Source organism: Aureispira sp. CCB-QB1, assembly GCF_000724545.1.
In the GTDB taxonomy this organism is placed as follows: Bacteria; Bacteroidota; Bacteroidia; order Chitinophagales; family Saprospiraceae; genus Aureispira.
Map to the genome: position 1 here is coordinate 64,257 of NZ_JHBV01000020.1, position 23,735 is coordinate 87,991.

The 23,735-nt window shown below is 35.8% G+C and carries 19 protein-coding genes; 9 read left to right on the top strand and 10 right to left on the bottom strand.

All coding sequences use genetic code 11. The features are described from left to right. Positions 1 to 180 precede the first annotated feature (180 nt). The 5 genes from CG11_RS09090 to CG11_RS09110 form a co-directional block, all read right to left on the bottom strand. Positions 181 to 642 carry a hypothetical protein gene (locus CG11_RS09090; RefSeq protein ID WP_052595335.1) on the bottom strand — a complete coding sequence of 154 codons (462 nt, stop codon included), beginning with the start codon at positions 640 to 642 and terminating at the stop codon, positions 181 to 183. 70 nt (positions 643 to 712) lie between these two features. After that, positions 713 to 1,279 carry a Crp/Fnr family transcriptional regulator gene (locus CG11_RS09095; RefSeq protein WP_052595337.1) on the bottom strand — a complete coding sequence of 189 codons (567 nt, stop codon included), beginning with the start codon at positions 1,277 to 1,279 and terminating at the stop codon, positions 713 to 715. 276 nt (positions 1,280 to 1,555) lie between these two features. Then, on the bottom strand, positions 1,556 to 3,382 hold the full coding sequence (locus CG11_RS09100; protein WP_052595339.1) for a hypothetical protein: 1,827 nt from the start codon (positions 3,380 to 3,382) through the stop codon (positions 1,556 to 1,558). Further along, a complete protein-coding gene (locus CG11_RS09105) occupies positions 3,372 to 3,932 on the bottom strand; it encodes an RNA polymerase sigma factor (RefSeq protein ID WP_231512776.1) in 561 nt (186 codons plus the stop codon). Before CG11_RS09105 ends, CG11_RS09100 begins: the two co-directional genes overlap by 11 nt. A 6-nt stretch (positions 3,933 to 3,938) precedes the next feature. Next, the gene (locus CG11_RS09110; RefSeq protein WP_052595341.1) at positions 3,939 to 4,631 is read right to left on the bottom strand and encodes a hypothetical protein; all 693 of its coding nucleotides are present in this window, start codon (positions 4,629 to 4,631) and stop codon (positions 3,939 to 3,941) included. Between the two features lie 314 nt (positions 4,632 to 4,945). On the opposite strand from CG11_RS09110, the gene CG11_RS09115 reads away from it, so the two are divergent. After that, positions 4,946 to 7,168 (top strand): M43 family zinc metalloprotease, encoded by a 2,223-nt coding sequence (locus CG11_RS09115; RefSeq protein ID WP_052595344.1) that lies wholly within the window; start codon positions 4,946 to 4,948, stop codon positions 7,166 to 7,168. Positions 7,169 to 7,507: 339 nt separating this feature from the next. Then, the gene (locus CG11_RS09120) at positions 7,508 to 9,040 is read left to right on the top strand and encodes an asparagine--tRNA ligase (RefSeq protein WP_052595345.1); all 1,533 of its coding nucleotides are present in this window, start codon (positions 7,508 to 7,510) and stop codon (positions 9,038 to 9,040) included. 376 nt (positions 9,041 to 9,416) lie between these two features. On the opposite strand, the gene CG11_RS09125 is transcribed toward CG11_RS09120, so the two are convergent. Then, positions 9,417 to 12,563 carry a cytochrome P450 gene (locus tag CG11_RS09125; RefSeq protein ID WP_052595349.1) on the bottom strand — a complete coding sequence of 1,049 codons (3,147 nt, stop codon included), beginning with the start codon at positions 12,561 to 12,563 and terminating at the stop codon, positions 9,417 to 9,419. A 171-nt stretch (positions 12,564 to 12,734) separates the two neighbouring features. Then, positions 12,735 to 13,652, bottom strand: a complete 918-nt coding sequence (locus CG11_RS09130; protein ID WP_197043809.1) for an AraC family transcriptional regulator — start codon at positions 13,650 to 13,652, stop codon at positions 12,735 to 12,737. Between the two features lie 399 nt (positions 13,653 to 14,051). Here CG11_RS09130 and CG11_RS09135 point away from each other — a divergent pair, with 399 nt between their 5' ends. The 3 genes from CG11_RS09135 to CG11_RS09145 all read left to right on the top strand — a co-directional run bounded on the left by CG11_RS09135 (position 14,052) and on the right by CG11_RS09145 (position 16,551). Next, on the top strand, positions 14,052 to 14,510 hold the full coding sequence (locus CG11_RS09135) for a DinB family protein (protein WP_052595353.1): 459 nt from the start codon (positions 14,052 to 14,054) through the stop codon (positions 14,508 to 14,510). A gap of 264 nt (positions 14,511 to 14,774) precedes the next feature. Further along, positions 14,775 to 15,536, top strand: coding sequence for an NYN domain-containing protein (locus CG11_RS09140; protein WP_052595355.1), 762 nt, complete (start codon positions 14,775 to 14,777; stop codon positions 15,534 to 15,536). 124 nt (positions 15,537 to 15,660) lie between these two features. Then, positions 15,661 to 16,551 carry a T9SS type A sorting domain-containing protein gene (locus CG11_RS09145; RefSeq protein WP_052595357.1) on the top strand — a complete coding sequence of 297 codons (891 nt, stop codon included), beginning with the start codon at positions 15,661 to 15,663 and terminating at the stop codon, positions 16,549 to 16,551. Between the two features lie 60 nt (positions 16,552 to 16,611). Here the strand turns inward: CG11_RS09145 and CG11_RS09150 are convergent, their stop codons facing one another. Both CG11_RS09150 and CG11_RS09155 read right to left on the bottom strand, forming a co-directional pair. Beyond that, positions 16,612 to 17,085, bottom strand: coding sequence for a hypothetical protein (locus CG11_RS09150; RefSeq protein ID WP_052595359.1), 474 nt, complete (start codon positions 17,083 to 17,085; stop codon positions 16,612 to 16,614). A 370-nt stretch (positions 17,086 to 17,455) separates the two neighbouring features. After that, a complete protein-coding gene (locus tag CG11_RS09155) occupies positions 17,456 to 18,469 on the bottom strand; it encodes a hypothetical protein (RefSeq protein ID WP_052595361.1) in 1,014 nt (337 codons plus the stop codon). Positions 18,470 to 18,914: 445 nt separating this feature from the next. Between CG11_RS09155 and CG11_RS09160 the strand changes: the two genes are divergently transcribed. The 4 genes from CG11_RS09160 to CG11_RS09175 all read left to right on the top strand — a co-directional run bounded on the left by CG11_RS09160 (position 18,915) and on the right by CG11_RS09175 (position 23,215). Next, entirely contained in the window at positions 18,915 to 20,123 is a 1,209-nt protein-coding gene (locus CG11_RS09160) for a DUF4272 domain-containing protein (RefSeq protein ID WP_052595363.1), read from the top strand. Between the two features lie 414 nt (positions 20,124 to 20,537). After that, a complete protein-coding gene (locus tag CG11_RS09165; RefSeq protein WP_156039711.1) occupies positions 20,538 to 21,872 on the top strand; it encodes a hypothetical protein in 1,335 nt (444 codons plus the stop codon). A 226-nt stretch (positions 21,873 to 22,098) separates the two neighbouring features. Further along, positions 22,099 to 22,695: a pentapeptide repeat-containing protein gene (locus CG11_RS09170; RefSeq protein WP_052595366.1), complete on the top strand. Its 597-nt coding sequence runs from the start codon at positions 22,099 to 22,101 to the stop codon at positions 22,693 to 22,695. Positions 22,696 to 22,738: 43 nt separating this feature from the next. After that, the gene (locus CG11_RS09175) at positions 22,739 to 23,215 is read left to right on the top strand and encodes a nucleoside deaminase (RefSeq protein ID WP_052595369.1); all 477 of its coding nucleotides are present in this window, start codon (positions 22,739 to 22,741) and stop codon (positions 23,213 to 23,215) included. A gap of 118 nt (positions 23,216 to 23,333) precedes the next feature. On the opposite strand, the gene CG11_RS09180 is transcribed toward CG11_RS09175, so the two are convergent. Then, on the bottom strand, positions 23,334 to 23,669 hold the full coding sequence (locus CG11_RS09180; protein ID WP_052595371.1) for a hypothetical protein: 336 nt from the start codon (positions 23,667 to 23,669) through the stop codon (positions 23,334 to 23,336). Positions 23,670 to 23,735: the final 66 nt, after the last annotated feature.

Genomic DNA, 23,735 nt, shown 5'->3' on the forward strand with positions numbered 1-23,735 from the left:
TGGTTTATTTTTTATCCTTTCAATAGTTCGTAAAAACCACGCAGTAGCAGCGCAGCTAAGTAGTATAACTAACATTCTTATTATAACATTTTTTCAGACGAATGTGTACTAATTTTAAAGAAAAATAATTTTACCTCATTCAATACCAAATAAAAACCTACAACCGATTAAATATGATGACTATTTACTCATTGGCACTCTAATAGCACTAAAATAAGTCCAAAGAATAAACAAGACTTGAAGCGGTATCCTAAACCATAAGTAGGCTACTCCATGCCCGTCATAAGTTCCATTTTGATAGTCGACCTCTAAAATTGCGGCATTAATATTCGCAGGTAATAATAGGATAAAAAAGCCTAATAAAAACCAAGCGATTGCTTTTTGATATTTGGGAATATGCAACATTACTGCTGCTCCTATCTCCAATAATCCAGTCCCATATACAATTGGGATTTTGAACGGAACTATCGCTGGCAACATCATAGCCATGCCCTCTGTAAAGACAAAATGGGCAATTGCAGTAAAACACAGCATAATAGACAAAGCTATTCTAGCAGAAAGAGCTATTCGAAATCTTTGATTCTTTTTGGTAATGAATACTAAAATTAAAAAGCTCGTCAATAGTACAATTAATGGTTTCATATGTTTTATTCTAGTTGTTTAAATTTTCACAAAAGTGCAACAACTAAATCAACGAAACAATGAACCCAAGTTAAGAAATGCGCTTTCTAATTCTACTCAAAGCTTGAGGAGTAATCCCTATATAAGAAGCCAAATATTTTAGTGGGATAAATTGCAACAGTTCTGGACGTTCGTGAAATAACTTCAAATATCGCTCCTCCGCTGTATCGTTCAACAACGACAGTTCTCTTTGTGCCTTGATTTTGTACAAATTCTCTGCGGCAAGTCTCCCTATGGTATTTCCGATAGAAGTTTCGACATAAATAGATTGTAAATCATCATAAGACAAACTCCAAATACGACTTGGAGTTAATGTCTCTATCTTGCAAGCACTGGGCAATTGAGTAAGGAAAGAATCATAAGCACTAACAAATTCATTGTCAAAACAAAACCCAAAAGTTATATCGTTTTCGAATTTTGGAATAAAAAGTCGGACAATGCCTTTTTCAACAAAAGAAAGCCGCTGTTCAACCTTTCCCACCTCCAAAAGGATTGCTTTTTTAGGCAACTCTTGTAGCACCAGTTTTGATGAAAAAATCTCCCAATCGTTATCACTCAAAGGTACCATGCGGTTCAAATATGCCCTGATAACATCCATATAATATCATTCTAAGTTAAGGCTCAAAAAGAAAAGAGGCCCCCCCTTGCAATGAGAAGCCTCTGAAAAAACAGTACAAAAATTGCTAAATTACAAACCTATTATTTTATTAGAAACTTGTAAAAAGCATGGTAGAAAGGTAGTCAATCTTTCTACCTATATGCTTAAACGTTTAAACTAAAAATCAAGTTTCTTTTATATTGTATATTTTTCTTAACAAAATGTTAAAGTTTTGACAAATTCCAACTATTTGTCATTTTTAGTATACTAATTGAACTAAAAGCGATAGCCTAGGAGAACATATCCTCCTAAATGGATGATATTAGTTTTATCCTCGTTAGCATTCAACACACTATTTCCTTTAAAGATATTAGATGCGCCAATATCCGAACGAAGCCCATACCCTAATACAAATTTATCAATCAGTACTTCTTGCCCCAATGCCACTTTAAATCCAACATCAAATTGATGATAATCTGATTGTTTGTCAAAAAATAGAACACCATCGTAAAATAATTTCGCTTCTCTCATCACTCCTACATAAATCCCCGCTTGTGCTACTACCTTTGTATTAACGAGCTTTTTGCTATTTGTTTGCCAGATAGCATGCTTGTATGCCAATGAGAGCCTATTGTATTTCATGACCCACTCTTTGATATAAAAGACACCTTTTTGATACATGCCATATGCTTGTCGATTATCGGCATTAATTGAGAATTCAGCAACCAAAGCCCCTTTAGGAATAATTTGATACGATGCCCATAAGCCATAATTAGCAGCCAAACCAAAGTAATTTGTAGTTAAACTGTTTTGGTCAAATCCCTCTCTAGTTTCATTATTCAACAACATTGTTGAATTAACGACCATAAAAGCACCAGCTTCCAACTTTCCTTCTACCAAATTCTTTTTTGCTTTTCGTTCTAGTTTCATTTCGTCCAACAACCGAATTGGCTCCACCGTATGACCTATTGCTAAAGGATTTATTGTAGAACGATCCAGCCATATTATATCGAATTGTTTTTTTGCTACAAGAGCCTCCTTATTTTTAAGGAAATTAACATCCGACGGGCTCACTTTTGTCCCTTTAGAATCAATAGGCTGGCTACTTGTTGCTGCATGACTTGGCAAGAGACCTTTTTCAATTTCACTAGCTACAATTGGTAATTCATTATCAGAACTTGTTTCTTTTTTAGAATCAACTGCCAGTACTTTTTTGGATACATCAACTTGCTTATTACTCGACAGTTTGTTAGAAGACGAATGAAGTCCCCTTTGGGTTGGAAACTGAGCTATTAATTTTTTCTTTTTTGTTTTGGTATCCTTTGAATTATTAGAGTTTCTTGATGCTAATCTATTATTAGGTTTTTTTGATAATGGAGCAATAACAGGTTTAGATACACCTGATGGGGTATTTGTAGGATCTTTTTTAGTTACTAAAGGCATCAGTACCTGATCATTTGATTCCTTATTTTGCAACTGTTGAACAAAATCAGTACTTGGAATAGTATAAGGTTCATGTGTACAAGTTTTTAATAACAACAACAACAAGACCGCACTGGCTAGAAAAGCTAACATACGCCCACTCCAATCACTTACTATAGGCTCTTTGTCCAGCACTTTACTAATGCGTTCCCAAGTTTTGTCGATATTCAGTTGGCGACTAACAGCATACCATACTCTATTGGGTGTTTTCTTAGATTCTTGTGAAAGAAAGCCTTGTTTTAATTTGTTGTCTAAAACTTCATCTATGGATGTTGCAGAACTGCTTAATTCATCAGAGATAGCCCCCCACAAAAAAGCAGGTGCTATATTTTTAGTATTTGACAAAAAACCATCTTTGATTTTCTCATCTAGTACTGCATCTATCGAAGGCGTTTCATCTAGATTTTTTTCAACCTTTTGCCATATACCCAAAGGAGCTTTCTGTATTGGTATCTCAGAATGAGCTGCGTGCACTTTTTCATCTAAAGATTTATCCACAGCCTTTTCCAAATCCATTTTGCCAACAATACGCCCCCACAGGTCTGTAGGTGCTTGCTTTTGATAAGCATCAAAAGAAGTCTTTATTTTTGCATCAATATGTTGGTCCAAATTACTTTTCATTATTCTTGCTCAGCAACTGTTTTAATAATGTTCTTGCACGGTGTAGCTGAGACTTTGAGGTTCCTTCACTAATGTCAAGCTTTTCAGCAATTTCTTTATGATTGTATCCTTCTACGGCATAAAGCTTGAGCACCATCGCAGCTCTAGAAGGCAACTCATTGACCAAAGCAATTAAGTCTTGGGCATCTATTTGCTCTAAAACATTGCCAATCGTTGGACTTATTGCCACCTGTGTATAGGATTCTAGTTTTTCTTCGTGTCGTTTTTGTTTTCGGTAGTGGTCTAATGCAGTATTGATAATAATTCGTCTTACCCAACCTTTTAGAGAGCTTTCAAAATTGAATTGTTCCAATTTTCTAAAAACCTTGATAAAGCCATCTTGGAGAATATCACAAGCAGCATCTTCATCGTTGTTATAAGAAAGACAAACACTATACATTTGGTCTGCATATTTTCGATAGAGCAATTCTTGGTACTGGCGCTCGTTGGCAATGCAACGTTGCACGAGTTCTCTCTCCGAAATATCGTTTATATCCAAATTATCTTTCACGCTCAGTTAGCTTTGTTTTACAAAAATCGCTTCAATAGCATTATCTTTTAACGAAGTTACAATGTCTTCATATAATTGTTTATTGATTTTACTGTTAATCAATATAGTATTTATTCCTTTAACCGAAACTTTTTCTGCCTTTTCTAAAGCTTTTTTGGGCAAAACAGCAAACCATTTAGCAGGATTGAGCAAAATAGTTGCCTTTGTTTTAGAATTTTGAAGCAAGTCAACTTCTTTATCGTTCTCAATCAAATCTTTGCCTACTATTGAAAATGTTTCCAATTGATTCAACTCAAAGCGAATAGGATAAGAAGTACCGAAAGAATTTTTAAAAATTCCATCAATTACCATATTAGCTTCTTCTTTGTTGGGTACGGTTTTTATTTCTAGATTGATTCCTGTATAAGTACCTTGCGGGACATCAAACTCTAACCCTTCCACATTTGCCGCTCCAAAAGTTGTATTAATCTTCTGCTCATAATGTTTTGTAAAATAAACATCTGCTCCTTGCACTCTTTTGCCATCAAACTGAAAGGACTCAATTACAATATAACCATTTTTAAAAAATAAAGCACCGTCCATAATGGTCTCTTCTTCTAGGTCAATCTCAAAACAAACTTGAGTTGGCTGTTTCCACTGATTTACTTTAGAACAAGCAAAAATCCCCAGAATAAAAAAGCAAAAAATTTTTAACCCCATAGCATATCATTTTCTTTTAAGACGTCTTTAAATTTTGATAGGTTGGAAGTATCTATTTTTTTTTATTTACAACACTATTATCAGATTGTCCTCAAACAGCATACACGCTAGAGTTACAACAATATATTTATATTAAATTAATAAAAAATTATCCAAAAAAATAGAATCAAGATTTTGTTTTATATTTTTTTTATTGTAGTTTGAATTAAAAGATAGCCAGTTATACATTCAACAACAAAGTATGATTACTTTGAGATTTTGTATTTAAACGTCCCATAACCAAATTTTATTCACCACTTCCCCAAAATTTAAACATGAAAAGTTTAAAGAAAAATTTCCCACTAATCCTTTTCTTACTATGCACAGGATTTGTACTCAATGCACAAAATGCACAACAACATTTGCACAGTCATGGAACACCACACCAAGAATGTGCTACACACGCAACTCAAGGGCAGCTTGACTACATGAACAGAACCCTGAGAGAGCGCCAAAGTTATGTTGACAATGGGCGTTCAGGAACAATTTATATTCCTGTTCGACACATTATTGTCCGTAAAACAGATGGTACAGGAGGAATCTCCAATACCAATTTACAAAATGCAATGGATGGATTAAATGCCGCTTATGCGGTTGCCAATGTACAGTTCTACGAGTGTAGTAGAGCCTATGTAAACGACGATACTTATTACACTTTTGAAACCTCCGAAGAAGCAGCTTTAGCAGCAGCTTATGAAGTTTCTAATGTAGTAAATGTCTTTCATTGTAATACCGTTTCTAATGGTGCAGGAAGTTCTTACTGCGGATATGCCTACTATCCTGGAGGTGCCGATAGAATTTTCATGGCCAACGGCTGTACCACCAATGGAAGCACATTGATTCACGAATTTGGGCATTACTTTTCTGTTCGTCACACCCACAACGCTGGTAATGAGCTAGTCAATGGTAGTAACTGTAGTACTGCTGGTGATCAAATTTGTGACACTCCTGCCGATCCTAATTTATCAGGTAAAGTAAATGGTTCTTGTGTTTATACAGGTACTGATGTAGATGCAAATGGTGATAGCTATACGCCACAAACGACCAACTATATGTCGTATTCCAGAAAAAGCTGTAGAACAGTATTCACGCCTGGGCAAATTGCTCGTCTTCGTTATAGTGCCATTAACGATAGAGCTTATTTGACCTGTTCTTGTTTTACGTATGATTTTGTAGGTTCTCACAACCTTGGTACCGATGTTACTAGCCACAATTATACTGTTTCTGCCAATACATCACTAACTACTGTTTATAACTGTGACAGCGATCCTCAACAACTACGTGTTGGTTCTTGTTCTGCTTCTGGCGGAGACTTTGTTAGTGTAGAGTTTGACGTGCCTGCTGGTACAGACAAACTAAGATTGTTACTCAAAGGTGGTTGGCAAAACAATCATAGCGAAGTGCACATTGACGGACAATACCAACGTGATTTTACTTTATCAACTACCAACTGTAGCAGCGGTTATACCTATGTTTATGTTTACAATATTTCTAATCATACACAAGATGGAAAAGTAGTTATCAAATTGGTTGATCCTGAAGCAGGTTGTACAGGAGATTTTAACATTGATTACATGTATGTATATGCCGCTAATTGTAACCAAAGTGGCTATGCAAAAATTCCATATTTCACCAACTTCAACTCTGGTGTATTAGATAATTACTGGTTGACGCAAAGTTCTAACGAATTTGGACGTGCTGAATTGACCAATGCCAATGGTCCTTATTCTGGAGCCTATCACTTGGTGATGGATGTCAATACTAATAATAACTATGCTACCAATCAAGCTGATTTAAGAGTTGACTTATCTGGATGTACTAGTCCTAAGATACTCTTCAGATGGAAAGAGTTTTTAGATGAAACACATACACAAGATGGCGTTTATTTATCAGACGATGGTGGTGAGAACTTTGTTAAGGTCCATGACCTAACGGGAGCAGCCAACAACACTTGGACAGCTGTTACACTTGACTTGGCTGCTTTGGCTACTGCCAATAGCCTAACACTAAGTGAAGAATTTGTTATCCGTTTCCAACAGTATGACAATTATGGTGCTACGACTGACGGAATTGCTATTGACTATGTCTATGTTTATGGTTGTAACAACGTTCCTTCTCCGATGGTTATGATAACAGACAACGATCGAGCTAAAGGAGATGTACTTAGTGTATACCCTGGATCAGGAAATGAAACCAATGATGCTCTTACAACTAGCGTAGAAAAAATTGCTAACAAAGCAGAAGTGGATTTATTCCCTAACCCTGCCAATCAAATTATTAGTCTAAACTTTAGACAATTCAAAGCAGATGATGAGTTAACGGTTAAAGTAATTAGTATGTTGGGTGCTGTTCAGTATACGACAACACACACTATTAATAATGCTCAATCTGATATTTTAGAATTATCTGTAGAACAGCTACCTGCTGGAGTCTATAGCGTTATCATAGAAAACGCAACAACAACCGTTACCAACAAACCTTTTGTCATCAAACGCTAAGTTCAGTTACACTACATGACAAATGTGCAAAGCAATTACTCCGAAGAGTAATTGCTTTTTTTTAGGTACTTCTGAACTTTCTTGAATCAAGAATGGTTGTACAACAAACATTCTTATAAATCGTCTATAATATATTCGTCAATATGCGTTGGAAAGTAAAAAAAGAAACTTCCAAACTTTGGATTTTAGAGGAAGGTAATTGTGACTAGCTACTCTTATGAAAATAGATGTTTAAAATTCTACTAATTTTAAATAGAAAATTCTATTTTCGCAACACTAGATTTTAAATTACATAATTTATTAGTTTGTAAAGAACTAATTCAAATCCAATATAGCATAATGCAACATCAATATATCCAAGATTTTGCTCAATACGAAGATGGAACCGAAGTCACTATAAAAGGCTGGATTGACAAACCTCGTAACAGCAAAACCAACCACTTTTTTGATTTCCGTGATGGTACTGGTTTTACTCAATGTGTCGTTTCTTTAGACACTGTTGGGGAAGAAGCTTTTGAGCAAGCCAAACGCTTGACAGTAGAAAGCTCTGTTGCTTTTACAGGCAAGCTTCTACGCAACGATAAAAGTTTAGGTGGATACGAAATACAAGTTAGCAGTTATGATATTTATCATATTGCAACCGATTTTCCCATTACAAAATCAGATGGCGAGCACGGTCCTAACTTTTTGGAAGAACGTCGCCATCTTTGGCTCCGCAGACGCCGCCAATGGGCCATCAATCGAGTAAGAAACCAACTGATTATGGGAATCCATGATTTTTTCCAAAAGGATGGTTTCGTTCAAATGGATGCTCCCTTGATGACAGGTTCTGCTTGTGAAGGAACAACCGATTTATTTGAAACAGACTTCTTTGGACAACCTGCTTATTTGTCTCAATCTGGACAATTATATGCCGAAGCGATGGCAATGGCAATGAACAAGGTCTATACCTTCGGTCCTACTTTCCGTTCGGAAAAATCAAATACACCACGCCACTTAGCTGAATTCTGGATGATAGAGCCTGAGGTTGCTTTTGCAACCAACGAAGATAACATGGTTCTCATTGAGCGTTTTGTAAAACACGTTATCGCTCATGTCTTGGATAAATGTAAAATCGAATTTGACTTGCTGGAAAGAGATACTTCTAAACTACAAGCAGTTGTCGATGGTAAATTCCCACAAGTCGCTTATTCTGATGCGGTCAAAATTCTAAATGGATTGGTGGATGTTGATGGCAAGAATGCTATTCAGCTTCAAGAAGATGACTTAGCAGCAGCAAGAGCATTAATCGTTCGTCACAAAGAAGAAATTGCGACACGAGAAAAGGCGATTAAAGCAGGTATGAAAAAGGGAGCTAGAAAACACAGCGAACAAGTTATTGCCAAATTGCAAGCCGAAATAAAAATTGCTGAAGAACAAGAAAGAAACATTCCCAAATGGATTGAATCAGCCAAAAACTTCAAACATGGAGAGGATTTAGGTAGCTCAGACGAAACGGTACTAACTCGTGTATTCTCTACTCCTGTGATGGTTTATAACTGGCCTACTAAGATTAAAGCATTTTACATGAAGGAAGTCGATGGAAATCCTGAATTTGTAAAAGGAGTCGATCTATTAGCTCCAGATGGCTTTGGTGAAATCATTGGTGGTTCTGAAAGGGAAACAGATATTGACATTTTGTTGAAAAAGATTGAGGAGCATGAATTAGATCAAGCTGATTTTGAGTGGTACCTTGACTTACGTCGCTTTGGTTCTGTCCCTCATGCGGGTTTTGGTTTGGGCTTAGAGCGTTTGGTTCGTTGGTGTTGTGACTTGCATCACGTTAGAGAAACCATTCCATTCCCTCGTCGCTATGGACATATCAAGCCTTAAGTAAGATAATTAGTATTTATACCAATAGTTTACGAATTAACAACCCTTAACTACTTTTGTTGTAGTTAAGGGTTGTTTAAATTTATATTTTATAATAGTAGTTAGCTTAGTTACTCCCTGCGGTCATGAGCCAGCAAGCTGGGTTTGTTACTCCCTTCGGTCGTGAGCTCGCTATGCTCGGTTCGCTGCTACTTCGTGGTCGTTGATGTTTACGTTTTTAGCTCGCTGCGCTCGTAAAATCGCAAGCTCAGTCACCAAAAAAAAATAAAAAACCACATTTACATTGACTTGACAATCAAAACTTTAACAAAAGACACAACAAGTTTACAACTTGTTAATTATCGTGAGCGCAGCTAACTATTGTTATAAAAAATAATTAAATAAAAGCGTCTACCACATAACGTTCCCCTCCTTCTTTGATCGCATCAAACCATTTTTCAGCTTCTTGTTCAGACACATTTGCCATGCTCTTGTAAATATTAACAAATGTTTTTTGAACTGCAGGTACCATATACTGACCATCTCCACAAACAAACACTTTGGCTCCCTGTTGGAAAAGTTGGTATACTTTCTCTCGTTCTGCCCATAATTTATGTTGAACAAATTTAATCTCATCATCAAAGGCACTATATGCCCTAAATACTTTGACAATATTTTCTTTCTCCCACTGATTAAACTCATCAACATATAGTGCGTCAACATTGGGATGATCACAACCAAAAAACAACACAGTCTCCCCGATAGCCTGTCCTTTGGATTTAAGAACAGATCGCTCTTGAACAAATCCTCTGAAAGGAGCTATACCGCTACCTGCCGCAATCATAATAACTGGCACAGTAGGGTCTTCTGGAAGATGAAAAGCGGTCGCTGCTGGTTGGGTTTCAATTTGGACTTGTCCGCCAACAGGTAAGCCAGCCAAGTAATTGGATGCTAAACCTTTATAGTCACCCTGCCCTGACCAAGCAGGCGAATGAACAACAGCAACCGTTAGAGCCACCTTTTGATTATCTAAATAAGGGGATGAAGCAATGGAATACAAGCGAGTTTTTATCGGTGGAAGCATTTTTAGCAACTCTTTCAAAGGAATATCAACAGACATATAGCGCTCTAACAAATCTAAAACACTAATTCGTTTCTTTAAAACTTCTTTTTCATAGACTTCTTTTGGCACCAATGCTTCTAAGGCATACTTTTCAGGAGGACACAAACAATAAGATGCTAATGTCTCTATTTGTTTGGGCGTAGCTGGTTGCCCTAATTCTACATAATTGGTAAAAATATCAAGCAGTGTAATAGGATAACCAACGGGCAAATGAAACTGTTGCATAGCTTCCGCTTGAATTGTAATTTGTGTATCTACGCTATAGCCCAAGCGGCGAAAAATTCGATCAATATTTTCTTTGGGATTGCTAGGAAGAATGGACAAATAATCTCCTGAATTATACTCCATCCCTTTAGGTAACTCAATCTCTATGTGCCTTTTCGAGCGTCCTAAAGGATGTGTCATATCGACCAACTCTTCGTTCCTTAAAACGATCCCTTTTCGTAGAATCTTTTGTTCAAGCGTTTTCAATCGGTCATTCGATATTTTTACCGAAAAATCTTGCCCTTTCAGGATTTCACGAGGCATTTTTGCCCAAAACATCTCTTGCCATTTCTCAAAATCATCATAAACATTGGCAGCACCATTCAAGGCTCCTCTTTCTACAATAGGCTTTGCTCCCATTTTAAATAATAATTGATCTACTTGCGTAGGAACAGCTTGATACGTTTTCACCCAATCTTTATGCCCACACCCCAACACGGCATAAGACATACCTTTAAGTTTTCCATCTTGAAGCTCCTCCAACCATTCTAAAAATTTTACAGCATTTCTTGGCGGTTTTCCCTCGTAGGAAGCGGTCACAATAACCGTAGGTACTTTGGGGCTAAGTTGGTCAATTGCATCGTCCATAGCACTTATTGTTGGTCGATATCCAAATTGACAAGCTTGCTGGTAAATGTTTCGAGCAAATCCTTCGGAAAGCCCTGTATTAGATCCAAATAAGATTAATAATGGTTTTCCAGTAGTACGACCTACAGGTAAATCAACTACTTCTTTAACTTTTTTCTGTTTATTAGAAGCTTCGTTTTCTATGATAATTTCTTTTCTTTTCACCCTCATTTTAAAATCATCGGGTTTGATTGTAATTGCTTCTTTTATTTTTAGTTGATAATTGGGGTTATCCCTAGATATCTCAAATCGTTGTAACAACATAGATAATGCTAAAACAGCTTCTTGTATGGCAAAAAAGCGACCAATACAAGCCCTTCTACCACTACCAAAAGGTTTAAAACAGTCCTCTGGAAGTTGATCTATATTGTTGGCAGCAAAGCGTTCGGGACGAAACTGCTCGACATCTTCTCCCCAAACTGTTTTATCTTTATGCAACCACTCTATTAGAATCGTTACCGTCTCATCCTTTTTGATTAAATACTCACCACCTATCACAGTATCTTCCAGTGCAGCAACACTATACATGGGCGCAATTGGATGCAATCGCAAGGTTTCTTTCAAAATTTGATCGATATACATCAATTTAGGAAGATGATCTATTGTTGGTTGTTGATTACCTAATACCTTATCAACTTCTGCTTGAGCTAGCTTCAATTTATCAGGGTTGTTCAACAACTCATAAATAGCAAAAGTCAACAGCCCACTAGTCGTTTCATGTCCTGCGATCAAAAATGTAATCATTTGATTTTTAATATTCTCATCCGTAAGCCGTTCGCCACTAATTGGATCAACACCATTTAACATAACATTCAGCAAATCGTTGTACTTATGTCTATTCGGATCTTTTTTTCTGGTTTGAACAATTTCAGCACCAACTGTATGCATGTATTCAATATTAGAAAAATACGTCCGATTGGTATTGACCATTAACTTTGTTTGAAGAGGAAATCGAACAATCCGATTTCCCATTTCTGTCAAGCTATCAACCATTGATTTGACAAAAGGATGTAACTCATCTGAATAAAAACTATTAAATCGGTAGTTAAAGCTGCATAGAGCAATCGTATCTAGTGTCAGTTTTGTCATTTCGTCTGAAACATCAAATACGTGTGCCTCTCCCATTCGCTCAAATTTTAGCATCATTTGCTCGGCTATATCCAACATTTGTGGAAATAAATTTCGAATAGCTACGGGACCAAAAGCGGGCATCAACAACCGATGTGCTTTGCCCCATGCCAAACTATTCGTGTCAGCGGTTACCAATCCATCGCCCAACAGCTTTTGTATCTCTTTGAACGATTGATTGACGTTTTTAGCAAAACGACTTTCATCAGAAACCTCATGTACTAATTCTTGAGATCCTAAAATGATCATATTGTTGTTAGGTAACAACAGCTTAAAAATTCGACCAGCCTCAAAATCTTTGGCAATAGCAGATAAACTTTGGCTAAAAGCTTTAGGGCTAATTAATTTGAGGTTGCCAAGGAACGGGAATGTTTTTGGAGTTGGGATGCTTGAATTCGACATCTTATTTGTTTTATTTTTATAGTTTTAATAAATATATATTTATGTATATCTATTCCATGCTTATCTTTTTTTAATCTAGAGGTTGTTTCAAATTGCGTCTTTTTTAAATAGGAGTTTCTCCAAAGGGAGCCGCGAAGCTAATTTTTTGATTTAAACAACTTCTCAATCTAACTAAACTAATTTTCGATATTGCGAAGGGGTTACACCGACTTTCTTTTTAAAAAGCCGACTAAAATATTGAGGATATTCAAAACCTAATTGAAAAGCAATTTGAGCAACAGAATCTTCATTGTTAAATAGCAACGTTTTGGCTTTATTAATAACTTGAGTGTGAACATGCTCTAACGTACTTTTCCCTGTCTCTTTTTTTAATAGGTTGCCCAGATAATTTCTAGACAAATTCATTTCTTTGGCCAATCTTTCCACCGTAGGCAAACCATTTCTTTCAAGCTCTTGAGCCGATAAGAGTGCTTTTAGTGTTTTCTCAAAGCGTATGATAATGTTGGTATACTCTAACTTTTTAGCCATAAACTGCCGATTGTAAAATCGTTCTATATATGTAAACAATAATACAATTTGATGTACCCAAACAGTCGTGCTATAATCGTCAATCAATTGATACTCGCCGAGAATATTGTTCAAAATAGTCTGAATAATTTCTTTTTCTTGAACTGAGATTTGTAGTGCCTCATTTAGATTATAAGCTAAAAAGTTGTACTGTGCTATCTGCTCATAGGTAGGAGAAGAACGAATTAAATCGGGATGAAAAACAATTCCCCAAACTTCGACTCCTTCTCGGCTAACAATATCGTATACTTGAACAATTTGATCTGGACGTAACACAATTAGGGTTCCTTGGTTTAATTCTATATCTTTTCTCCCATACGAAAAACTAGAGTGTACTCTTTTATTATATAGTAAAATTACATAAAAGGGATTTAACAACTCTACTTTAACGAGGTCTACCGTAAAAGTTGACTCCGTAAAGTTTATCACTGAAATTAAAGGGTGCTTGGGTTCAGGACAGCCTATAATCCCATGCAACTCAGCCAGTGTTCTAATATAAATTGGTTCCATATAAATTGACATAGATAAATGTTGACCAATAATCATTCAAAAGAAACCCATACATTGCCTTTCCAGTTTTTGGCAATCTACGCTTATCCTTCACAACAATCATTTATACAAAAGTAAGCACTCTACAACATAGATTTGTATACAAATGCATTATAATTGAATACTTTTCACATATCTAGCCTTTCTATATAACAAGCAGCTCCCGCCAATTCGCCTATTTTGGAAAATTTGACTCTCAAAGTTTTGTTTGGGCAGTTATCAATACTAAAACTATATTTTATTACAAAAGTCCACAACTTTATTCGTGATAATCGCTAATAGTTATTTTTTAATGATTTATTTTCTCCTTCTACTTAGCTTTTTATTAATTTAGAGCAATGCTTAATTCCCCATTATTAAAACCTACTTAGTATGAATAAGGAGTACCTTAAATTAGAACTAGAAAAAAGCAAACAGACTACCTTACAATTTTTTAATTTGCCCTTAGATGATCTCGATAAGCGCTATGCTCCTGGTAAGTGGACGATAAGACAAATCTTGCACCACTTAGCAGATGCTGAAACGATTCTTTACGAACGTATTCGCCGTGTCATTAGTGGTCCTCAACAAGTTCTTTGGGTCTTTGATCAAGATCGTTTTTGCGAACAACTAAATTATGACAAATTCCCACTAGAGATTAATAAAGATATTTTTAATGTCACTAGAAGAGCTATGATTTACGTTCTAGAGCAGCATTACGATGATAAAAAAGCTTTGACTTTCATTCATAGCAAAACTGGAAAGCGGACTTTGGGTGACGAATTTGAAAAGGTAGCTTGGCACAACGAACATCATCTCAATCAAATTCGCCAAGCACTAAAATTTGGTTAGGTAATTTCAAGTAATAATAATCTTTGTTTCTCTAGAACACACCATACTGACTACCAAAACAATATACTTTAACGGCGTTTTCTCTCCCAAACTAATCCTCCAAAGAAGGCAACAAAAATAACAATAGGTTGTTGTTTTAGTAACTAGACTTCGATAATTTCTAGTTTCTACAATTTATTGTGTTTGCTTTCTTATTAAAAATGCTCTTTTAGTTGACTAAAAAAATAATAGCATTTATCAAGCACTATAACCATAAACACATCAATGAGCACTCAAAAAAACTCTGAAAAACGACTAGCCGTTCTTATTGACGGTGACAATATACCTTCTGCCTACATCAAAGAAATGATGGAAGAAATTGCCAAATATGGCATTCCTACTATAAAAAGAATTTATGGCGATTGGACAAGACCACACCTAAAAAAATGGAAAAATTTACTTTTAACCAATGCTATTACTCCGATACAACAGTATGCTTATACTAGAGGAAAAAATGCAACGGATTCTGCAATGATTATTGATGCTATGGATATTTTGTATTCTGGCAAAGTAGATGGCTTTTGCATCGTTTCTAGTGATAGCGATTTTACTCGTCTAGCTACTCGATTGCGAGAAGCTGGTATGAATGTCATTGGCATTGGAGAGAGAAAAACCCCTGAGCCGTTTATCGTTGCCTGCGATCGTTTTATTTATGTTGAAATCTTAAAACCTAAACTTGAAAAGATCATCTCCAAAGGCAAGGCGTCAAGCAAAATCAAAAAAGATGAAAAAGACGATTTTGAGCCTGTTACGCCCAAAGTAAAACGCTTGATCGAAAATACTATTTCTGACGTTGCCGATGATGATGGCTGGGCTTTTTTGGGAGATGTTGGTTCTCTACTACAAAAAAAGCAACCTAATTTTGATGCTAGAAATTATGGGTTTCCCAAACTAACACCTTTGATTAAATCCGTTAAGTCTATTGAAATCGACGAACGAGAATCGGGGCGCAGCAAAAGTCGCTTAATTTATGTCCGAGTAAAATAGTTTAACATAAAATTATTCTACTTTCAGTTGGAATTAACCTTAATTAACCCTCTTTAACTTTAATACATACAGATTCCAAGTAGTTTTACTTTGTAATGTTTTTACTTCAAACAAACAAAATAAAATGAAACCAATCACCTACTTAGGAATCTTAATTTTATTCCTAAACAATTTCCCCCTATTGGCACAAAACACCATTCACATTCCTTGTGGAAATGCGCCAACTATAAATGGTTCCTTCTCTAGTAATGAATGGCAAGATGCCAATAAAATCGATTTGCTCATTCAAAATGGCGCCAATACCGTTCAAGTCTTTTTTAAACACGATAGTTTGAACCTATATGTCGCTTTTGTTGACCATTTACAATCTTCTAACATTCGTTTTCCTGAGATTCTATTAGATGTTAATCACGACAAAAGCCCTAGTTGGATGCCTGACGACTGGTGGTTTCATGTTTCTGCAACAGACTGCGAATCGCAAGGGCAACCTAATAATTACGACAGTTGCCAACTCGTTCGCCCCAACTGGGTTGCAGCTAATAATTTTGATCAAAATCCTCCTCAAACAGATACTGTTGAAATAAAAATCCCTTTCAGTACCATCCATTTAAACTCCAATACTACGGATAGCATAGGAATTGCTTTTGATGTCACCAATACATTCAACTCATGGGAGTACTGGCCTGCCGCTGCCAACTACAATAGTCCTGTAAGTTGGGCAACAGGTATACTAGGCTGTTCTAGCCTCTTGAACAAAACTAAACTAAATTCTCCCATAGAAACAATTTCTATTTACCCCAACCCTAGTAATGGTCATGTTGTAGTAGACCTACATCCTCTACAACAGACAATAAAGCAGTTGATGGTCTACAACCTTCTTGGTGAGTTGGTCTACCAATCTAACTTCCATCCGACCAATTCAAAAGATCTAAATCTTCAACTAGCGAATGGTATCTATCTAATAAAAGTACAAACGACGCAAAAAGAATATACAAAAAAAATAATCATTGAATAAAGTAAGGCTGTTCCATCTATTCTATATCTCGCTAAGGTGAGGTATAGAATAGGTGTTTTCTTATATCCCTTCTCTAAGCATTTTTTTTATCAATGATATTTGACCTAAGTGGTAATAACTATGCTCAATAATTGCTTCAATATTTCTACGGTAATTCCCATACTTTTCATCGACAAAACTTTTTTCCAACTGTTCGTCAGACATTTTTTCTACACAATTAGCAAATTGTTCCGCATTACTCCACATAGAATTTAGAAGATTGTCCCAATCGCTTTCGCATGTTATTTCGGGGCAATCAAAACTATACTTGTCTCGAATATCTAGCGTCCCTCCTTCCAAGACATTTAATACACCTGCTACATAATAATCAATGTGATACGTTAGCGCATGAATGGTATTCAAAGAACCTATCTTTTGAATTGCTTCTTGCCACGATATACCAGACAACATTTCTTTACAATTCGTATTTGCAATCCATTGACCACTCAGAAGTACTTCTCTAAAGCGGTTTGCGATTTGTTTTGATTGTTTCATTGGTTCAAATATTAATTCAGGAATAAATATGATTTAAGTAATTTATTAAAATTAATCAAGTAAGTCGACATAAAAAACTTAGCAAACAAGAAAAAAATAAGATATCGAAAATGAATATTAAATCGAGCAAGTACTCAATGGTAAAAGCGTTTGCCAGAAATATTATTCTGACAAACGCCTTATCTATATTAAGCATGATTATATAAAAGTAAGTAATCGTTCATAAAAATTTATAGGCAAAATAGAATTCTTTTTGCACTATACTTTTTTCTGTCCACTTACTTAATAGATAGCTTCACTACATTCATGAAAATAAATACCCTGTAGTAACATAGTTTTTTTCACGAAGTAATGCTAAATATCACCTGTATTAATTACTATAAAAATATAATGAAGAAGCTTTGGACAAGCTTTTGTTCATAGATGGTGTTAAGTCTCCCCCTGCATCAGCATTGGTATAACTCAATACTCGACCACCACCGTTAGCAGCTTCTGCAATATAAACTACATTGGCGCTAGCGTCGTATTCAGCGGCAACAGGATTTCCCAACATAGTAGCAGCGCCTGCTACTCTTATTTGATTGCCTGCCACAGCTAACATACCTCCATCTGCTGTATTAGAAAATTTACTTTTAAAATCTGTGATAATATGAAAACCGCCATCCGAATCTGAAGTAGCAGCTCCTACATCGGTTAAAATCATCGTTCCACCGTCGTAAGCAAGACCATGAGTTCGAACAATTCCTTCAATGGCAATCGTTTTACTAGCACTTACGGTAGCATTGGTTGTATTAGAAGCTGTAAAATTAGCAAAAACTGCTAACTGGTTGGTTTTATCCACTACAGCATACAAATCATTCTCCACAAACTCAATTCCCCAAACGGCAAATTCTGTTGTAACAACATTTCTAAGCGTCAATGCTCCGTCGCTTTTGGTGTAAATAAAGAGTCGTCCATCTGCCGTTGCTGTATTTCCATCTACATCGGCATTATCTGCTACCACAACCATATTGCCATTAACAGCAACATCTCTTGGGCTAGACAAATCGGAAGAGCTCGAAAAAGCAAGAGATAAAATAGCATTGACTGATAAAGTGGAAATGCTGCTGTATACGTTCAGTTGATTACTGCTTCTAGATGCTTGGATTACCTTATCCATATCTGCATCATAATAAATACCTTCTGCTGCTAAAGATGTGGTTGTTAACGTTTTGGTCTCATTCTTTTCCATGTCATAAACAGTTACATTTCCATTGGAATTATTGGAAACGTACAACTCTGTTCTTGTAGAATTATCATTGTTATTGTCCTCTTTGTCGCAAGCAACAAATGCCAAAGAGCTAATGGATAGCAAGAATCCTACTTTCAAAAAATTAGTGTTCATTTGTAAAAGTTTTATTGTTTAAATTGATTGTTTTTATACGAATCATTTAAGTAGGCTATGATAATTAAGTGCGGAAAGGCTTAATAAAATTAGCTTTTGATCGTAGCGTAATGAACTAATTTGGTGAAGAGAGATTAATGTAGGTGATTTCTAATTAAGCACCACATTGTGAGGAAAAGTTCAGTAGTTCAATCTTAAACAACATGATTACTAAACGCAGTTAACAAGAAAAAGTTTAGAAAAAGATTACTTTTTTCATTCAACATTGTTTGAAATTAAGAAGATCTTTCTTCTATTATTTTTATATGCTCCCTTTTCTGTCTACTTCCTTGCCTTTATAAAAAGAATAAAAATTTTATCTTAGAGCCTATCGTAACCATCAAGTATGAAGAAAGTTGATTAAGATTGTTTCTAAACCGTATCCTAATATAAATTAACCAAACACATGGAGCAATGTACAATTTATAGCCATTCTATTGATTTTGATGCTATAATACCTATTATAAAAAAATACCTTCCCAAAGCAACACTAGAAAGAAAAGATACAGAAGGTGAAAAAATTTTGATCGTGCAAGCAAAAAAAGGCTTGTTGAGTCGTAAACACATCGTTACCATCCAAGGAAGACAACGTACAGTACCCTCTTATCAACTAGAGCAACCAACCTGCCCTTTAACACAGAATTTAGTCGGGATGCACAACTATGTTTCTAATTTGCCCGCTCAAAATACAACCATTCAAAGTTTGTTGTTACAAAAAATTGCTACTCTTAATAGCGAAATTAGTTTTACAGCGCAACCTTATATATCTGAAGATTTTGAAAAAATTCTAAAAGAAACCCTACAAGTATTGGATGGCATTTTATTTACCCCTCCTACTGCATTATTTTCAAAATCCAAACATCAACAATTCTTAGATAAAAACTTTGACTTAATTCTAGATACAGCTGGAGTATCCAAAATATCTCAATTAGAAGTGAACATTGATACTCAATATTATGATCCTCCCCAAGCAGCGTATACTTCAGCACAGCTCGACCGAAAGGCACGGAGTGAAGCTCTCCTTCAAAAACATCAAGTAACCATCAATCCTCATTTACCTTGCACGCCTAATCTTACTGAAATTGAATTGAGAGATAAAACGGCTATTATTAATCGCATCTATGCATTAACCATTATCACAGCTAGAGCAGAAGGTGTAGCTATAGAGCAATTGAAAACTATTATGTCTGAAAAAGAAATTACAGAGCTTTCGCCTTATGAAAACTATGTATTGAGTAATGATGTTCCTGCCGATGAGTTGTCTATCTTGACTTGGCGCTATGAAAGTCTGTTCTTGCTCTGTTGGGCGATTCAAAAAATAGAAAATCTTCCTTATCCATCTGAAATGTGTGTGGTTGATGAGTTCTTGGGTTCTATTCTACAACAATCGAGAGAAGAATTTACGGCTAGTAGTACACTTCGAAGCAAAGAGGAAATTGTAGAGGCGTTAGATTTGACTTATCGAATGAACTGGGCTTGCGTAGACGCTCGCATCAAAAATACGCCTCCCTCTGGGAAACTACATCCAGGAATTGTATACGAACGCCATTATGCCTTGAACTGGTTAGTGCATCATCGTCAACAAAATTGGGATGCTGTTACAACCGATACTTAAATATAAATAGGTGCTTTATTTGGAATATTAATTTTTTTATTATAAATTCGAGCTCAAATTCATCAAACATACATTGTTCCCCGTATGTTTTATCATAGTTTTATTGTGGGCACAATAAAGCTATACTCTCAAAATTCCACTTACTTAGTTCTCTCCCACAGATTTACTGTGTTGATATTTAGCTAATTCTAAATAGCATTTTTCTATTATAGGGCTAGTAGAAACTTATACTATTCTATGTTTTTAGCTAAATAAGCTATTCAACAATCTGTTTATTTCCAAACTAACTAAAATAGGTTAAGATAGTTTTTTTCTATAGTTCTAGAATGTAGAAATAGATGTTCTTGCCTGTAAAAAATTCTTTCACAAAGACCAAATTTAATTACCATGTTAAAAACTAAAAAGAAATTTTTAATGGCTTTTTTAAGTCTAACACTATGTGCCCACTACAGTTGTAAAAAAGATGCTAGCATTCCAGAAAACAACACTATTTCTGAACAAATGTACTCTGCTGGTCAAAAATCAATTACTGCCGATATCATCAAAACTAGTGATGGAGGTTATCTAATGGTAGGAACTTCTTATACCAATAGTCCTATAGAAGGAGATATTGTTGCTATAAAAACAGATGCTAGAGGCATCCAGCAATGGACAACTTCAATGGGGAAAGCCTCAGAGATGGGATCAGGTTCTTTAAACGGACAGACCGTTCATTATGACGAGGAAGGTGTCAAAGTTGTCGAAGAATCAGATGGCTCTTTTACCATTGCAGGGAATAGAACTTATATAGCTTATCCTAACATAAATAGCAGTCATGGAGTAAAAAAACATACCAAAATTGTATTTTATCAACTTTCCTCTACAGGTACTGCGACATCTACAGATGGAGTAGAGCTAAAAAGTAATGATGAATTTACAGAGAGGATCTCTGATTTCAAAATTGATGCTTCTAGTGGTACTTCAAAATATATTTTGACAGGATATACAACCGATGTTAACAATAGTAAGCCATTTTATAATACCAATACAGATCTTACAGATATGTTTGTCATGTCTTTGGATAATAACTTCAATTTTAATTGGTATGAACAAAATGCTGCTTATGGTCTTCAAGGAAAAGATTATGGCACTTCAGTAGCAATAACACCTGATGGATATGCTGTGATAGGAACCACCCAAACAATTCATTCTGGTTCTACTCCTTCTACAAAGTTTCTTGTTACCTTGTTTGATAAAGCAACTGGAACTCCTACAAAAAGATCTTTCCACGATAGCCAAGGTTATGATGTAGAAGGTGGGTATTCAGTTTACGATGCAACCACTCAAAATATTACATTTGTTGGTAATGTTGTAGGTGGCTCACTAACCATCGCTCAATTAGATGCTAATCTATCCACACAGTATCCAACTAACCAAGGATTTGAACTTCTTACTCCTTCTAGTAATGGTGCCTTTAAAGCTAGTTCTATAGCTATTGTTCCTAATAATGGTGGCTTTGTTATTTCATCGACGAAGTCTGATAACCTTGGACAGGATATTTGCATTACCAAAGTAGAAAATGATTTTTCGCTTTCTTCTACTGTAGACTGGCCTCATTATTATAAGACTAATAATGGTATAAATACTAACATGCATTGGGCTGGTCCTGTTCTTCCTTCAGTTGACGCTAATGGAAACCTGCAATATGCTTACACAGGTACTTTTAACGCCAATACGTTTACTAGTCAAATAGGATGGGTACTATTTTAATAGGCTTAGCTGCTACTGCATATTTTCAACAACCACGCAGCAATCCTGTACTGTAACCAGTTATTAAAACAAGAGCATGTCAAATAATAACTTATTCTAAAAATTAAGCTGTATTTCTTACGAAATGCAGCTTTTTTAGTTAACTTACTATGCTGTACCAAGCATCGCCATACTATCATGTAAGTATGTCATCACTTTATCAATTCAATCTATAAAATAAACACCAATGGAACGAGAATATATTGAAGGTTTTTATCAATCTGAAATACCTCCAAGAGACAGCGATATGGATGCTGTACTTATTAGAAACATGGCATCAAGTGCTACCCCATTTACATCTGAAGAAGTTCAAAAAATGCTTGAAGCCCACGACCAATTCATCCAATCAGGAGGTAGTGGTGGTCGATTTGAACGATTACAGTTATCAGGTATCCCTATGAATATTTATATGGGTAAAAAAGGAACGGAAGGAAAACAGTTTGAAGTGCGCATGAAGCAGTTTTCTCCAGAAACAAGCTTAGAAAACGTACAACTAACCTACTCTGACTTTGCAGGTGCTATTGCTGAAGAAGTAAATTTTCAAGGAGCCAACCTAAACCACTCTTTGCTAACAGATGCCTTTTTGGCTGGTGCTAATTTTGACAACTGCTCTGCGGTAGGCACTGATTTTACAGGGGCAGATTTAACTGGCGCCTCTTTTGTTAATGCTGATCTTAGAAATGCTGATTTTGAAATATGCAACTGCACAGGCGTAGATTTTACAGGCGCTAATTTAGAAGGTGCTTTATTTAAAGGAACAACACTAGATGGCATTCGTCGTTAATGCTTACCCCATACGCATCAATTTTAACCAACACATAATCAATATGACAGAAGAAGATAAACAATTTATGCAACGAGCTATTGACCTAGCCAAGGAAGGCATGCATTCTAATGCTGGTGGTCCTTTTGGAGCCGTTGTTGTTAAAGATGGAATCATTGTTGGCGAAGGATACAATAAAGTAACCTCTACCAATGATCCTACTGCTCATGCAGAAGTTACGGCTATTCGAAATGCTTGCCAAGCTCTCAATACCTTCCAATTAGACGACTGTATAATTTACACCTCTTGTGAGCCTTGCCCAATGTGCTTGGGTGCTATTTATTGGGCAAGACCCAAAATGGTTTATTTTGGCTGTGACCGAGAAGATGCAGCGGCAATAGGTTTTGACGATCAGTTTATTTACGATGAATTGGAACGGGATATTGATGATCGCCACATCAAAATTGTTCGTTTAATGCGCAAAGATGCTTTGTCTGCTTTTGAGGCTTGGACTCAAAAAATGGACAAAACAAACTATTAAAGCTCGTGTCAGCTTCTAGGAGCCATCAACTTGAAGGTTAATTTTTTGCAATACTTTTAGAAGTTTTAGAAACCTTCAAGCTGATGTATCTTTTTATACAGAAAAAATTTTAGGGCGTTCAATATTTAATGACACGCCCTTGCTTTATCTTTTCTTTTGCTACTTTCCACGAGGGAAACTCGTCCGACTCGTACGTGTAAGTAGCAATTTCTGTTGCTAGTGCAGCGCTCTCTTTCATTGCTTCTTGATGTGCTCCTGTTCGCATGGCTTGTTGCATCAACTCCTTCGACTCCCAAGCTGTTATGGTATAATGCATATATCCAAATCCTGTATTTTTTAAACGAATAAAACCAGGTGTTTTTTTTAGTTGTAGAGTTATTTTTAAACCGTGCCAAGATAGCTTAAAAAAGTTCCACACGCTTCTTAGTCGAATAGATGTAATTGTGATAAGCATAGTTTATAGTGTTTTATTTTCAAAATTTTTAGCGTTTTGGTTGTTCATCTTTATTTTAAATCATAA

What these genes read in the sequence shown, in the direction of transcription:
- CG11_RS09090 (WP_052595335.1), bottom strand. Translation starts at nt 642, where the DNA reads ATGAAACCATTAATTGTACTATTGACGAGCTTTTTAATTTTAGTATTC.
- CG11_RS09095 (WP_052595337.1), bottom strand. Translation starts at nt 1,279, where the DNA reads ATGGATGTTATCAGGGCATATTTGAACCGCATGGTACCTTTGAGTGAT.
- CG11_RS09100 (WP_052595339.1), bottom strand. Translation starts at nt 3,382, where the DNA reads ATGAAAAGTAATTTGGACCAACATATTGATGCAAAAATAAAGACTTCT.
- CG11_RS09110 (WP_052595341.1), bottom strand. Translation starts at nt 4,631, where the DNA reads ATGGGGTTAAAAATTTTTTGCTTTTTTATTCTGGGGATTTTTGCTTGT.
- CG11_RS09115 (WP_052595344.1), top strand. Translation starts at nt 4,946, where the DNA reads ATGAAAAGTTTAAAGAAAAATTTCCCACTAATCCTTTTCTTACTATGC.
- CG11_RS09120 (WP_052595345.1), top strand. Translation starts at nt 7,508, where the DNA reads ATGCAACATCAATATATCCAAGATTTTGCTCAATACGAAGATGGAACC.
- CG11_RS09125 (WP_052595349.1), bottom strand. Translation starts at nt 12,563, where the DNA reads ATGTCGAATTCAAGCATCCCAACTCCAAAAACATTCCCGTTCCTTGGC.
- CG11_RS09130 (WP_197043809.1), bottom strand. Translation starts at nt 13,652, where the DNA reads ATGTCAATTTATATGGAACCAATTTATATTAGAACACTGGCTGAGTTG.
- CG11_RS09135 (WP_052595353.1), top strand. Translation starts at nt 14,052, where the DNA reads ATGAATAAGGAGTACCTTAAATTAGAACTAGAAAAAAGCAAACAGACT.
- CG11_RS09140 (WP_052595355.1), top strand. Translation starts at nt 14,775, where the DNA reads ATGAGCACTCAAAAAAACTCTGAAAAACGACTAGCCGTTCTTATTGAC.
- CG11_RS09145 (WP_052595357.1), top strand. Translation starts at nt 15,661, where the DNA reads ATGAAACCAATCACCTACTTAGGAATCTTAATTTTATTCCTAAACAAT.
- CG11_RS09150 (WP_052595359.1), bottom strand. Translation starts at nt 17,085, where the DNA reads ATGAAACAATCAAAACAAATCGCAAACCGCTTTAGAGAAGTACTTCTG.
- CG11_RS09155 (WP_052595361.1), bottom strand. Translation starts at nt 18,469, where the DNA reads ATGAACACTAATTTTTTGAAAGTAGGATTCTTGCTATCCATTAGCTCT.
- CG11_RS09160 (WP_052595363.1), top strand. Translation starts at nt 18,915, where the DNA reads ATGGAGCAATGTACAATTTATAGCCATTCTATTGATTTTGATGCTATA.
- CG11_RS09165 (WP_156039711.1), top strand. Translation starts at nt 20,538, where the DNA reads ATGGCTTTTTTAAGTCTAACACTATGTGCCCACTACAGTTGTAAAAAA.
- CG11_RS09170 (WP_052595366.1), top strand. Translation starts at nt 22,099, where the DNA reads ATGGAACGAGAATATATTGAAGGTTTTTATCAATCTGAAATACCTCCA.
- CG11_RS09175 (WP_052595369.1), top strand. Translation starts at nt 22,739, where the DNA reads ATGACAGAAGAAGATAAACAATTTATGCAACGAGCTATTGACCTAGCC.
- CG11_RS09180 (WP_052595371.1), bottom strand. Translation starts at nt 23,669, where the DNA reads ATGCTTATCACAATTACATCTATTCGACTAAGAAGCGTGTGGAACTTT.